At 66.0% G+C, this 12,667-nt stretch carries 13 protein-coding genes; 6 read left to right on the top strand and 7 right to left on the bottom strand.

The features are described 5' to 3' along the window. The first annotated feature begins 55 nt into the window (after positions 1-55). Together AXW67_RS34875 and AXW67_RS34870 are read left to right on the top strand one after the other, a co-directional pair. Complete coding sequence (locus tag AXW67_RS34875) at positions 56-1,036, top strand: NAD(P)H-dependent glycerol-3-phosphate dehydrogenase (RefSeq protein WP_063681548.1); 981 nt, start codon at positions 56-58, stop codon at positions 1,034-1,036. A gap of 2 nt (positions 1,037-1,038) precedes the next feature. Continuing rightward, positions 1,039-1,452 carry an EVE domain-containing protein gene (locus tag AXW67_RS34870; RefSeq protein ID WP_063681547.1) on the top strand — a complete coding sequence of 138 codons (414 nt, stop codon included), beginning with the start codon at positions 1,039-1,041 and terminating at the stop codon, positions 1,450-1,452. A 125-nt stretch (positions 1,453-1,577) separates the two neighbouring features. Here the strand turns inward: AXW67_RS34870 and AXW67_RS34865 are convergent, their stop codons facing one another. The 4 genes from AXW67_RS34865 to AXW67_RS34850 all read right to left on the bottom strand — a co-directional run bounded on the left by AXW67_RS34865 (position 1,578) and on the right by AXW67_RS34850 (position 5,201). Continuing rightward, positions 1,578-2,624: a sigma-70 family RNA polymerase sigma factor gene (locus tag AXW67_RS34865; protein ID WP_245315813.1), complete on the bottom strand. Its 1,047-nt coding sequence runs from the start codon at positions 2,622-2,624 to the stop codon at positions 1,578-1,580. 41 nt (positions 2,625-2,665) lie between these two features. Further along, complete coding sequence (locus AXW67_RS34860; protein ID WP_063681575.1) at positions 2,666-3,412, bottom strand: SDR family NAD(P)-dependent oxidoreductase; 747 nt, start codon at positions 3,410-3,412, stop codon at positions 2,666-2,668. A gap of 11 nt (positions 3,413-3,423) precedes the next feature. Continuing rightward, complete coding sequence (locus AXW67_RS34855; protein ID WP_063681546.1) at positions 3,424-3,999, bottom strand: dihydrofolate reductase family protein; 576 nt, start codon at positions 3,997-3,999, stop codon at positions 3,424-3,426. A gap of 119 nt (positions 4,000-4,118) precedes the next feature. Continuing rightward, positions 4,119-5,201, bottom strand: coding sequence for an adenylate/guanylate cyclase domain-containing protein (locus AXW67_RS34850; RefSeq protein ID WP_063681574.1), 1,083 nt, complete (start codon positions 5,199-5,201; stop codon positions 4,119-4,121). A 101-nt stretch (positions 5,202-5,302) separates the two neighbouring features. On the opposite strand from AXW67_RS34850, the gene AXW67_RS34845 reads away from it, so the two are divergent. Next, the gene (locus AXW67_RS34845; RefSeq protein ID WP_027553985.1) at positions 5,303-5,758 is read left to right on the top strand and encodes an SRPBCC family protein; all 456 of its coding nucleotides are present in this window, start codon (positions 5,303-5,305) and stop codon (positions 5,756-5,758) included. Between the two features lie 112 nt (positions 5,759-5,870). Here AXW67_RS34845 and AXW67_RS34840 read toward each other — a convergent pair whose 3' ends face one another. Next, on the bottom strand, positions 5,871-7,040 hold the full coding sequence (locus tag AXW67_RS34840; RefSeq protein ID WP_063681545.1) for a DNA topoisomerase IB: 1,170 nt from the start codon (positions 7,038-7,040) through the stop codon (positions 5,871-5,873). A gap of 403 nt (positions 7,041-7,443) precedes the next feature. Here AXW67_RS34840 and acs point away from each other — a divergent pair, with 403 nt between their 5' ends. Continuing rightward, the gene (acs, locus tag AXW67_RS34835; RefSeq protein ID WP_063681573.1) at positions 7,444-9,390 is read left to right on the top strand and encodes an acetate--CoA ligase; all 1,947 of its coding nucleotides are present in this window, start codon (positions 7,444-7,446) and stop codon (positions 9,388-9,390) included. A 296-nt stretch (positions 9,391-9,686) separates the two neighbouring features. Further along, positions 9,687-10,202, top strand: a complete 516-nt coding sequence (locus tag AXW67_RS34830) for a L,D-transpeptidase (RefSeq protein WP_063681544.1) — start codon at positions 9,687-9,689, stop codon at positions 10,200-10,202. A gap of 50 nt (positions 10,203-10,252) precedes the next feature. On the opposite strand, the gene AXW67_RS34825 is transcribed toward AXW67_RS34830, so the two are convergent. Both AXW67_RS34825 and AXW67_RS34820 read right to left on the bottom strand, forming a co-directional pair. Beyond that, a complete protein-coding gene (locus AXW67_RS34825) occupies positions 10,253-10,843 on the bottom strand; it encodes a thermonuclease family protein (protein ID WP_063681543.1) in 591 nt (196 codons plus the stop codon). A gap of 58 nt (positions 10,844-10,901) precedes the next feature. Further along, on the bottom strand, positions 10,902-11,111 hold the full coding sequence (locus AXW67_RS34820; protein WP_063681542.1) for a DUF1674 domain-containing protein: 210 nt from the start codon (positions 11,109-11,111) through the stop codon (positions 10,902-10,904). A gap of 188 nt (positions 11,112-11,299) precedes the next feature. Here AXW67_RS34820 and AXW67_RS34815 point away from each other — a divergent pair, with 188 nt between their 5' ends. Continuing rightward, positions 11,300-12,646: an RsmB/NOP family class I SAM-dependent RNA methyltransferase gene (locus tag AXW67_RS34815; RefSeq protein ID WP_063681541.1), complete on the top strand. Its 1,347-nt coding sequence runs from the start codon at positions 11,300-11,302 to the stop codon at positions 12,644-12,646. Positions 12,647-12,667: the final 21 nt, after the last annotated feature.

Genomic DNA, 12,667 nt, shown 5'->3' with positions numbered 1-12,667 from the left:
CCCTCACCCCAACCCTCTCCCCGCAAGCGGGGAGAGGGAGTGGAGAGAGCGCGCAATGACCGTATTCCAATCCGTTGCGATGATCGGCGCGGGCGCCTGGGGCACGGCGCTTGCGACAGTAGCGGCACGCGCCGGGCGCGCCGTGACGCTGTGCGCGCGCAACGCCGAGCACGCGGCACGGATCGCGTCGACCCGCGAAAATCCGCGGCTGCCCGGCGTGCAGGTCGCTGCTGAGATCGTCGTCACGAGCGAGCTGGCCCTGGCGGCCCGCGCCGACATGTTGCTGATCGCAACCCCGGCGCAGCACTTGCGCGGCGCAGTCAACATGCTGGCCGCACATCTGACGAAACCGACGCCCATCGTCGCCTGCGCCAAGGGCATCGAGCATGGCACGCGCAAATTCATGACCGACGTGATCGCGGAGGCGGCGCCGCACGCGCAGCCGGCGATCCTGTCGGGCCCGAGCTTCGCCGATGATGTCGCGCGCGGCCTGCCGACGGCGGTGACGCTGGCGGCGAAGGATGAGGCCTTGGCGAGCGCGCTGGTTCAGGCGCTGGGCTCGCCGACGTTCCGGCCCTATCATTCGACCGATGTTCGCGGCGTCGAGATCGGCGGCGCAGCCAAGAACGTCTTGGCGATCGCGGTTGGCATCGCGGTCGGGCGCAAGCTCGGCGCCTCCGCCCAGGCTGCGCTGACGACCCGCGGCTTCGCCGAGCTCGCCCGCTTCGGCCGCGCGCTCGGCGCGCGCAGCGAAACGCTCGTTGGCCTTTCCGGCCTCGGCGATCTGATTCTGACCTGTTCGAGCCTGCAGTCGCGCAATTTCGCGCTCGGCCTCGCGCTCGGACGGGGCGAGCAGCCGCCTGCCGGCAAGCTCGCCGAGGGCGAGTTCACCGCACCGGTCCTGATCGAACTCGCATCTTCGCAAAACATCGAGATGCCGGTATCAGAAGCCGTCGCGGCGATCCTGAGCGGCAGGAGCACGATCGACGCCGCGATATCGGGACTTTTGACGCGCCCCTTCAAGGCAGAGGAATGAACATGGCGTACTGGCTGGTGAAATCCGAACCGTCGGTGTGGTCCTGGGACCAGCAGGTGGCCAAGGGCGCCAAGGGTGAAGCCTGGACCGGCGTGCGCAACTTCACCGCGCGACAGAATCTCGTGAACATGAAGAAGGGCGACAAGGCATTCTTCTATCATTCCAACGAGGGCAAGGAGATCGTTGGCATCGCCGAGATCATCAAGGAGGCCTATCCCGATCCGACCGACAAGACCGGCAAGTTCGTCTGCGTCGACATCAAGGCCGACAAGCCCTTGCAGACGCCGGTGACGATGGCCGCGGTCAAGGCCGAGAAGAAGCTCGCCGACATGGCGCTGGTGAAATATTCGCGCCTGTCGGTGCAGCCGGTGACTTCCGAGGAGTGGAAGCTCGTCTGCAAGATGGGCGGGGTATAAGCAGCCTCGAATGGTAGGGTGGGTTAGCGCAGCGTAACCCACCGCTCCTCTCACCCGCGGGATGGTGGGTTACGCCTTCCGCATTCGCTCGTTGAACGACCGCATCTGTGGTCGGCCAACCCACCCTACGGCGTCGGCGTCCCATCCTCTTCCAACACCAGCGGCAGCCCGAACTCGGCGAACATCCGCGGCTCCAAGAACATCGTCACCGTCGAAATCCGCTCGCCCTCCAGCGTGAGCACGTGGATCGCGTTGGCGGCGAGGCGCGGGTCGGCCTCGGTGCGAGCATAGACGGCGAAGGCCGGCTGGCCGTTCGCAGCGGTCGGAACGAGACGCATGCCGCGACAGCTCTGCCACGCAATCGCGAAGAAGGAACGGATCGCCTCGCGTCCCGCATACCATTGCAGCCACGGCGGCATGGTGAAGGTCGCATCCTCCTTCAAGAGCGCAACGAAGCCATCGAGATCGTGACCTTCCCAGGCGCTGAGATAGCGGCTGAGAAGTTCTTGCTGGGCGGTATCCGGCCTCGCCGCGACTTGCGGCCGGCCGTCGGGATACCGCTTCGCCAGCGTCTCGCGCGCGCGTTGCAACGCGCTGTTGATCGAAGCTGTGGAGCCGCCGAGCAAGGTGGCCGCTTCGGTCGCGGCCCAGCCGAGCACGTCGCAGAGCAGAAGCACCGCACGCTGGCGCGGCGGCAATTGCTGGATGGTCGCGACGAAAGCAAGCTGGACAGCCTCACGCGACACATAGCGCGCTTCCGGATTTGGCCGATCGTCGGCGATACCGTCGAGCTGCGAGTCCGGATAGGGCTCGAGCCACGCGATTTCGGTCGCAGGACCGCTCTCCGGCATCCCTGAGGCGGCCGGACCTTGCCGATCCGGCAACACGCGTTGCGCGATCTTGCGGCTTTCGAGCGCGTTGAGGCAGGCATTGGTCGCGATCCGGTAGAGCCAGGATCGAAACGTTCCACTGCCTTCAAAGCTGTCGAAACTGCGCCAGGCACGAAGGTAGGTTTCCTGCACGAGATCCTCGGCCTCGTGCAGCGAGCCCAGCATGCGATAGCAGTGCAGCCTGAGCTCGCGCCGGAACGGTTCGGCGAGGCGTTCGAACGCCGCGCTCGTGCGCTCCGGCAGCGGCACTTGCTGCGATGTCTCAGCCGCGGTCATGGTCATTGAGATTAGACCTCCAACGCTTTTGTTCAAGGCCCGCTGCTTCAGGACGTAGCTTCGAGACCCTTGCCGGTCACGATGAACGCGTTGCCCTTGGCACGGTCCGGCTGGGTCACGAGCTCGATGACGCCGTTTGCGACATGAGACGGTCCGGGCGCAGAGGCCATGCCACCGATAAAGTCCGCAGGGGTGATGCCGAGATAGCGGGCATAGCCGGCAACCGCATGCCTGCCGAGATCGGTGTCGGGCATCATGCGCGGCGCGAGCGCAGAGAAATGCAGCCCGAGGCCGAGGCGATCGGATTCCTTCTGCGCGTAATTCGCGATGAAGAGCTGCGTGCGCTTTGCGCCGGCATAGCCGCCTGAATTCGGCGAGCCCGCGAGCGCCGCGCCGGAGGAGATGACGATCACCGACGTACCAGGCGCGAGCGGCCAGCACAGCGCCGCCTTGCAGAAGTGAAACGCGATTCTGACATCGGTCTCCCAGTTGATCGCGAACTCGTGCCAGTTCTGCTCGTAGAACGGCGCCGCCGGCGGAAGCGCTCCGGCGCACAGAACCAGGACATCCGGCTTGTGGACGCCGAACGCGCGTGCCGGTGCGTCCTCGTCCGTTGCATCGAGTGGAAGAATGCTGATGCCGGAGACCTGTTCGGCGAGCTGCCTGAGCATGCGCTCCTGCCGCGCCACCGCGAGCACCTGGGCGCCCTGATCGTGCGCGACTTCCGCGATTGTCCGTCCGACGCCGCGGCTGGCGCCGATCACCGTCACCCTCTTGCCTGCCAATGAATGCATGGCGCCCTCCATCACGCGAGACCATAGGTGAGGCCGAGCTTGCCGCCCGGAAGCTGCTGGACCTTGCAAAGCTCCAGCTCGCGGCGCTGCTCGGTCAGCGCGAACAGTCCTTTGCCTGGACCTGCGATCAGCGGATAGACGATCAGCCTGATCTCATCGACGAGGCCGGCATCGATGAAGCTTGCGGCAATCTGCGCGCCACCCATCAGATAGATGTCCTTGCCGGCCTCTTGCTTGAGCGCAGCGATGTCGTCGCGCTTGCGCAGGATGCGCGTGTTCGGCCAGGCCACGGACGTCACCGTGGTGGAGAGGACGTAATGCGGGGTTTTTGCGGCGAAGCGGGCCCATGCGAGCTCGCCCGGCGTCGGAGCAGTGCCGGTGATCCAGGCCGGCTTGTCCGGCTCGGTCTGGATCCCCGTCCAGTACCGCTCATAGCCGGGATACATTTTGCCCCCGAGCACGCAGGCGTCGATCTCATCCGTCAGGCCGTAATCGTCCGACCAGGCCTCGGCCCAGTCGGCCATGTCCTGCGCTGCCTCCACCTTGCCGTCGACGGACACCTTGAAGGCCGTAATCAGCTTCCGCATCTCAACTCTCCCTGGCGCCGGCCGCAATGGCCGGTCTCATCGGGTAAGACCGGCGGAGGGGCGGGAATTCATCGGTATCCGGAAGAAATTTTTTGGACGGGTTGGCGCGGAAGACGCGCTCACGTCTCCGGCAGGGCGAACACCTTGCATGGCGATGCGATCCCGCGCAGCGGATGCTCGCCGAGCGGAACCAGCGGGAGGTCGGTTTCCGCCGCGAGCGCGCCAGATACCAGCACGGTCTCGCGAAGCGGCTTGCACAATCCCTCGAGCCGGCTCACCAGATTGACCGCCGGTCCGATCGCAGTGAAATCAAGACGATTGGCGGCGCCGATGTTGCCCCACAGCATCTCGCCGAGATGCAAGGCCAGACCGAACGACAGCGGCGGCAGGTTCTGGCTGCGCCGCTCTTCGTTCAGATGCGCCATCCCGGCCCGTGTGGCGGATGCCGCCTTCAGCGCAGCATCGCATGCGCCGCGGCGCGCTGCGCCCGTCACCGGAAAGATCGCGAGCATGCCGTCGCCGATGAATTTCAGCACCTCGCCGCCGAAGGCGTGAACCGCGCCGGCGATGCGGTCGAACCAGGCGTCGAGCGACGCGATGACGACACCAGGAGAAGCGGTTTCCGAGAGCGCGGTGAAATCGCGCAAATCCGCATAGAGCAGCGCCGCCTGAATGGTCTCGCCGACGTCGCGACGCAGCGGCGCCGACAGCACCCGCGCCGCGCTGCGACGGCCAAGATAGGCCTCCAGCGACGCGGTCAGTGTCGCGCGCGCGGCGAGCGTTGCGAGCGGCGCCGCCGCAAAACGCGCTGCCTGGCGCAGGGCATCGACCTCCTGCGGCGCGAACGGACGCGCGCCGGCCCACGCCAGCAGGGGCGCATTTTGCGCCTCGCCCACCGTATCCTCATGCACCGCGCCGGAGGCCAGTTCCGCAAGCCAGCGCCGACCGGCATCGCCGGGCGGGTCGGGTGCAAGTCCGGTCGGTGCGAAGCCGAGCGCCTCGATAACCTCGCCACCCTTCGCGCGCCACAACCAGGTTCGTCGCGCGATCAGGGGATGCGGCACCTCCAGCGTCAGGGCGCCGGCTGTGAGCGGCACGCCGTCGGCGACCAGATGCGCGCCGAGTTCCGCAAGCAGGCGGTCGGCACCTAGGCTATCCGAGGCGGCGTCAACGAGCCAGGCGAGGGTGGGGGCGAGTTGCATGGGCCGATGATGGCGAAGGCTGAGCATCTTTGTCACGGGCAATCCTTGACGAGCCGCTTTGCCGCCGCCATGTGCCAGTGTCAGCCCAGGGAAGATCGCCGATGACCGAGCCGTTCATACTGCGACGCGAAACCCAGATCGCGGCCCCGCGTGCCACCGTTTTCGCCTACCTGACCGACCCCGACAAAATCCTGAGCTGGATGGGATCCGACGCGACGATGGAACCGCATCCGGGTGGGGTCTACCTGCTCAAAGGCATCGGCCCGCGCGACGGCGTGGCCCGCGGGGCATTTCGCGAAGTCGTGCCGGTGCATCGGCTGGCCTACACGTTCGGCTGGGAGGGCGGCCAGGAAGTGCCGCCCGGCTCGAGTTTGGTCGAAATCGATTTGATCGAGCGCGATGGCGGCACGCTCTTGCGCATGACCCATAGCGGCCTGCCGTCCGCGGAACAGGCGGCCGCCCACAACAAGGGTTGGGCGCATTATCTGGGCCGGCTCACGGTCGCCGCTGCGGGCAGCGATCCTGGTCCGGACATGGGCGCGTCAACGAAGTCGTAGTTGCAACCGTAGGGTGGGCAAAGCGTAGCGTGCCCGCCATTCGTGCCTCGATTCGGAGCGGGATGGTGGGCACAGCGCTTCGCGCCTTTGCCCACCCGACGGCAGCACGACGCTACACCGCTGCGGTCGCCACCACCTGCGCCAGAAGCTGCTCGCGCCTGGCCTGCGAACGCTGGCCTTTCATGGTCGCGGCGAACCGCTCGAGGATGCCGTCCTCGAAGGCGGTGACGATGGTGTCGTGCACATAGCTCCGCCGGCAGATCGCCGGCGTGTTGGAAAGCTTATCGGCTGCGGCACGGATCGCTTCCAGCACCTGCTTCTTGCGACCGCGCTGGCTGGTCGCCGGCGTGATCCGCGACAGCGATTCCACGACCACCGCCGATGCCATCAGCGTGCGAAAGTCCTTCAGCGAGATCTTGATGCCGGCGATCTCGCGCAGGAACGCGTTCACCTGCGTGGTATTGACCGCGCGCACGATGCCGTAGGCATCGCGGTACTGGAACATGCGCTTGCCCGGGACGCCGCGCAAAATGCCGACGGCGCGCACCAGCTTGGCCGCGTCGCATTCTTTCCGCACCGCCTTGCCGCCCTTTGCCTTGAAGGTCAGGACGAAACTGTCGTCTTCCAGGGTGACGTTGGACTTGAGCAGCGTGGTGGCGCCGCGCGTTCCGTTGAGGCGGGCATAGGATTCATTGCCCGGACGGATCGCGGTGCGGGCGATCAGCTCGATCACGGCCGAGAGCGCGAATTCGCGCGTCGGCTCGTCGCCCGACAGGAACATCGAGACCTTGCGCCGGATTTTTGGCAACGCGCCGACGAGCTTTTCCAGGCGATGCGCCTTGCGGTGCTCGCGGACCTTTTCCCAGTCGGCGTGATAGCGATATTGCAGCCGGCCCGCGGCATCGCGTCCCACCGCCTGAAGATGCGAGCTCGGGTCGGCCGAGTAGCGCACCTCGCGATAGGCCGGCGGCACCGCCATGGCGTGCAGCCGGCGAATGGTGCGGGCGTCGCGGATATGCGCGCCGTTCGGGCGGACGAAGGAGTAGCCCTTGCCGCGCTTGATGCGCCGGATCGTCAGCTCGTTCTGGTCGCCGAGCCGCAGGCCCAGGCCCTTGGCGAGCGCCTCGACCGAAGGCGCACGTGCCGTATCGAAGGTCTTTTTCGGGCTCAGACGCCCGGGAGCGGGCGGTTTTGGCCATTGTCCGAGGGCCTTGGCCAGCGCAACGGCTGCAGGATCGGCTGAAGCGGGCCGCATCGTCCCGAAATTCTGCTGATCCGTCATAGTCTTATGCCTTAACCCTGCCTGTTGTCGGTCAATGCCGCTGCTCTGATTTTTGTTCCGAAGGGTTTCTCTTGACCCCGGGGAGGCCATTTAGGGTGTTCCGAACGGCATTGCGAGTCCCGAATCAGTGAGGAACGGTTGCTAAATACCGCCATGGCGCGCATGGGGTCCCTGCGGGAGCCGGTTCTGTCGATTTGGGTAAAAAGGTCGAAGGGCTGCCGGCGACCTGTTTCGGTCCTGCGACAGTCAGGCGGACCGTCTTGATCCGCCGCATGGCCGTCCGCCCACCGAAGGTCCAGCTTGTGCTCCTTGTCGGGCACCGCTAGCCCGACGCATAATCAGCGCAACGATCAGGTCGGCTTGTCCGTCGCTCGTGTTCGGCTGGCCGCATGTGGAGGGAAGCATGTCCGAGAAGATCTACGACGTTCCTGCGGAGTGGGCGAAGCGCGCCTGGGTCGACCAGGCCAAGTACAAGGAGATGTACGCCCGCTCGATCTCGGACCCGAACGCTTTCTGGGCGGAACAGGCCAAGCGCATCGACTGGATGAAGGCGCCGACCAGGATCGAGAACGTCTCGTTCGCCCCCGGCAACGTCTCGATCAAATGGTTCGAGGACGGCGTCCTCAACGTCGCCTGGAACTGCATCGACCGGCATCTTCACAAGCGTGCAAATCAAACCGCGATCATCTGGGAGGGCGACGACCCCTCGCAGTCCCGGCACATCACCTACAAGGAGCTGCACGACGAGGTCTGCCGGATGGCCAACATCCTGCGCACCCGCAATGTCAAGAAGGGCGACCGCGTCACCATCTACCTGCCGATGATTCCAGAAGCGGCCTACGCGATGCTGGCCTGCGCGCGGATCGGCGCCATCCACTCCGTGGTGTTCGCCGGCTTCTCGCCGGACTCACTCGCCCAGCGCATCAACGACTGCCAATCCAAGGTCATCATCACCGCCGATGAAGGCCTGCGCGGCGGCAAGAAGGTGCCGCTCAAGGCCAATGTCGACGCGGCGCTCACCAAGGCCGAAGGCGTCGACTGGGTCATTGTCGTCAAACGCACCGGCGGCAAGGTCGAGATGAATCCGTCGCGCGACCTCTGGTACCACGACGCCGCCAAGATGGTGACGACGGAGTGCCCGGCCGAGCACATGCATGCCGAGGATCCGCTGTTCATCCTCTATACGTCAGGGTCGACCGGAACGCCCAAGGGCGTGCTGCACACGTCTGCCGGCTATCTCGTCTATGCCGCGATGACGCATCAATACGTCTTCGACTATCACGACGGTGACGTCTACTGGTGCACCGCCGACGTCGGCTGGGTCACTGGCCACAGCTATATTCTCTACGGGCCGCTGGCGAACGGCGCGACCACGCTGATGTTCGAAGGCGTGCCGAACTATCCCGACAATTCCAGGTTCTGGAATGTCATCGACAAGCACAAGGTCAACACGTTCTACACCGCGCCGACCGCGATCCGCGCCCTGATGCAGGGCGGCGACGAGCCGGTGAAGAAGACCTCGCGCGCCTCGCTGCGCCTGCTCGGCTCGGTCGGCGAGCCCATCAATCCGGAAGCGTGGGAGTGGTATCACCGCGTCGTCGGCGACGATCGCTGCCCGATCGTCGACACCTGGTGGCAGACCGAGACCGGCGGCATCCTGATCACGCCGCTGCCTGGCGCGACCAAGCTGAAGCCGGGCTCGGCGACGCTGCCGTTCTTCGGCGTGGTGCCGGAGATCGTCGATGCCGACGGCAAGGTGCTGGACGGCGAGACCACCGGCAACCTCTGCCTCACCCGGTCATGGCCGGGCATGATGCGCACGGTCTATGGCGACCACGCCCGCTTCGAGCAGACCTATTTCTCGACCTACAAGGGCAAGTATTTCACCGGCGACGGCTGCCGGCGCGACGCCGACGGCTATTACTGGATCACCGGCCGCGTCGACGACGTCATCAATGTCAGTGGTCACCGCATGGGCACCGCCGAGGTCGAGAGCGCATTGGTGGCGCATGAGAAGGTGTCGGAGGCCGCGGTCGTCGGCTTCCCGCACGACATCAAGGGCCAGGGCATCTACGCCTATGTCACCCTGATGGCCGGCATCGAGCCGAGCGAGGATCTGCGGAAAGAGCTCGTGACCTGGGTGCGCAAGGAGATCGGCCCGATCGCCTCGCCCGACCAGATCCAGTTCGCCCCCAGCCTGCCCAAGACCCGTTCGGGCAAGATCATGCGCCGCATCCTGCGCAAGATCGCCGAGGACGAGCCGGGCAGCCTGGGTGACACCTCGACGCTGGCCGATCCTGCCGTCGTCGACGACCTCGTCAAGAACCGGCAGAACCGCAAGTCGGCGTAAGCCATCCCCTGTCGTTCCGGGCGCGCCATCGCGCGACCCGGAATGACAGCGGTACACACCCTCACGCACTTGTCAGGACACACGCCGGGCGCGGCGGTCCCTTTCCCGCCGAGTGTTGTTTTCTAGTCATTTACTTTATTTCGAACATTTCCGTTGTTCCCCCTGCCGATTGGCCTGCTGTGGCGGCGCACGGAAACCATCCGGTTAACAAGCGCGGTTAAGTTTATGTGGGTGAGGCGACGATTGCCGGTTTTGCGTAGATTTGGACGACCCGTTCGGTACAGGGGGAAGCATTGATGTCGATGAGGATTGCTGTGGCGCTAGCTGCCACCATCGGGGCAGGGGTCTTGATGTCGACGGCGGCCGAGGCGCGGCCGGAAATAGTTGGGCTGCATGCAGGCGAATATTCGCCGGGCACAATCGTGGTCAGAACTAACGAGCGCAGGCTCTATCTCATTCTCGATGACGGCCACGCCGTGCGCTACCCGGTCGGCGTCGGCAAATCCGGTAAGCAGTGGGCCGGCACCACCCACATCGAGGGCAAGTACCGCAATCCAGCCTGGTCGCCGCCCGCCGAGGTGAAGCGCGACAAGCCGCAGCTTCCCGACGTGATCCCGGGTGGCTCGCCGCGCAATCCGATGGGCGTTGCGGCGATGACGCTGTCCGGCGGCGAATATGCGATCCACGGCACCAACGTGCCGGGCTCGGTCGGCGGCTTCGTCTCCTACGGCTGCATCCGCATGCTCAACGACGACATCACGGATCTCTACGGCCGCGTTTCCGTCGGCACGACGGTGGTCGTGACACGCTGACGCCTTAGCTCAGAACAGAATTGCGAGAGCCGCGTTTCGACGCGGCTTTTTCATTGCCAGAAGCGCCAGCCTCGCGCGCACCAGCCGTCGCGATGGCCGCCATTGTAGCTGCGCGCATAACCGCCCGCGAGCAGTGCGGCCGAGACATTGGCAGTGTGTCTGGTCGCGACGTCGGCGAGAATGCGGCCGTATTTCTCGGGCCCGAGATTGTAGATCGTCACGCTGCCCTGGCCGAGCAGGCTGCGCAGCGCGTCAGTGGCGGCTTCAGCCTTGTCCAGCTCTTCCTGACAGGACGCTTTCATTTCGGGCGCATCGATGCCGCGCAGGCGAACCCGCGCGACGAGCCCACGCCCGTCGCGCTGATGCACGCGCGCCAGAAAGGTGTCGCCGTCGATGGTGCGGATGACATCGACAGGCTGGCGCGCGTCGGGACTGCCGCTCTGCAGGATGATCTCTGCATCCTGCGCCCGCTCATCGGCCGCATGCGGTAGCGGCCAGTTCGTCCCGTGCCGAAAGGTGAGCACCACCGCCGTCACGACAACGACCACGAACATCCACGGCAGCAGTCCGGAGAAACGACGACCGAATGGCGAACCGCTGAACTGCGGTCGAAATGAATTGCCTGGGTCGAAGCGCGACATCCACGCACGCTATGGCTGAGTCGGCCAGGCCTGCAAGAGAACCTGAAAAACCAGAGCCTCAGAAGTCCGAGGCGATGCCCTTGCGCTCCCAGTCACCGTAGCGAGTCGGCTCGGGTCCTTTCGGACCCTGTAGTTCCTTTGGCGCAGCCTTGGCAGCAGCCTTGGCATGAGCCGCGGCGGCCTGCCGGCGCGCTTCGGCTTCGGCCAGCGCGCGCTGCGCGGCCGGCGACAGCGGCTTGCGGTCGGAAACGGAGGGCTGATCAGTCATCGTCTGGCTTCCTAGCGCAGGACGGTGGCGCGCGCGACGCCCAATAACGCATTGCTGAAATGGTCGTGACGGGCTGAAAACACCAGGGAAGATTCTTACATTTGGCATATTCGCATGCCACAGATGAGCTTGTTAAGGCATGCGCCCATTATGGCGGAACTGCCGCTCGCTCAGAACCTTACCTCCGCATGCCATCTCAACGTTTCGCCCCTCCGCCCGAAGTGCCTGGTCTTGCGGCACGGCGGATCGCCGCCGACATCGTCGACGGCGTGCTGCACAAGCACCGCACGCTCGATGACCAGCTCGACGGTGGCGGCGCCCATCCCGGGCTGAAGACGCTCGCCGATCGCGACCGCGCGCTCATGCGGCGTCTGGTCGCGACGATCCTGCGCCGGCTCGGCACGCTCGGCCATGTGCTGTCGCGCCTGCTCGACAAGGGCATTCCATCCGACGCACCGCGCGCGCAGAGTGCCCTCCTGATCGGCGCAGCGCAGATCCTCTGGATGGACGTGCCTGATCACGCCGCGGTCGATCTCTCGGTCCGGCTGGTGCAGTCCGACCGGCGCGCGGCGCGCTATGCCGGCCTCGTCAACGCCGTGCTGCGGCGCTGCGCACGCGAGGGCAAGGCGCTGGTGGACGAAGTCGCTACGCAATCGCTCGACTTGCCGCCATGGCTGCTGGCGCGCTGGACTGCGCATTATGGCGAGGCCACCGCACGCGACATGGCGCTCGCGCTCGGCCACGAGCCCTCGCTCGACCTGACCGTGAAAGCGGAAGCTGCGCAATGGGCGAGCCGCCTGCATGGCGAGGTGCTGCCGACCGGAACGGTGCGCACGCTGCTGCATGGTTCGGTGACGATGCTGCCCGGCTTCGCCGAGGGCCAATGGTGGGTGCAGGACGCTGCCGCCGCGCTGCCGGCCCGCCTGTTCGGCGACATCGCCGGCAAGTCCATCGCCGATCTCTGCGCCGCTCCCGGCGGCAAGACCGCGCAATTGGCGCAGGCCGGCGCACAAGTCACGGCGATCGACCGCTCGCCCGCCCGCGTGGCGCGCCTGCGCGAAAACCTGGGGCGACTGTCGCTCCAGGCCGAGACTGTCGTCGCTGACGCCGTCGAATGGGCCGGCCCTGCGGATGGCTTCGACGGCATCCTGATCGACGCGCCCTGCACCTCGACTGGCACGATTCGCCGTCACCCGGATGTGGCGTGGCTCCGGCAGGAGACGGACATCGCGGCACTGACCGCGCTCCAGCAGCGGCTGCTGCGCAAATCCGTCTCGCTGTTGAAGCCGGGCGGAATGCTGGTCTACTGCACCTGTTCGCTGGAACCGGAAGAGGGCGAGCAGGCCATCGCCTCGCTCCTTGGCTCCGAGCCCGCGCTTCGGCGCGTGCCGATCGCCGCGTCCGAGGTCGCCGGCCTCAGCGAGATCATCACGCCCGAGGGCGACCTGCGCACCCTGCCCAGTCACCTGCCGCACACCGACCCGAGGCTCGGCGGGCTGGACGGATTTTTCGCCGCCCGACTCGTTAAATCCTGATTTTGCACCGGATTTCGTTTC

Source organism: Bradyrhizobium neotropicale, assembly GCF_001641695.1.
Taxonomy (GTDB): domain Bacteria; phylum Pseudomonadota; class Alphaproteobacteria; order Rhizobiales; family Xanthobacteraceae; genus Bradyrhizobium; species Bradyrhizobium neotropicale.
This window is presented reverse-complemented; position numbering and strand designations above follow the sequence as displayed.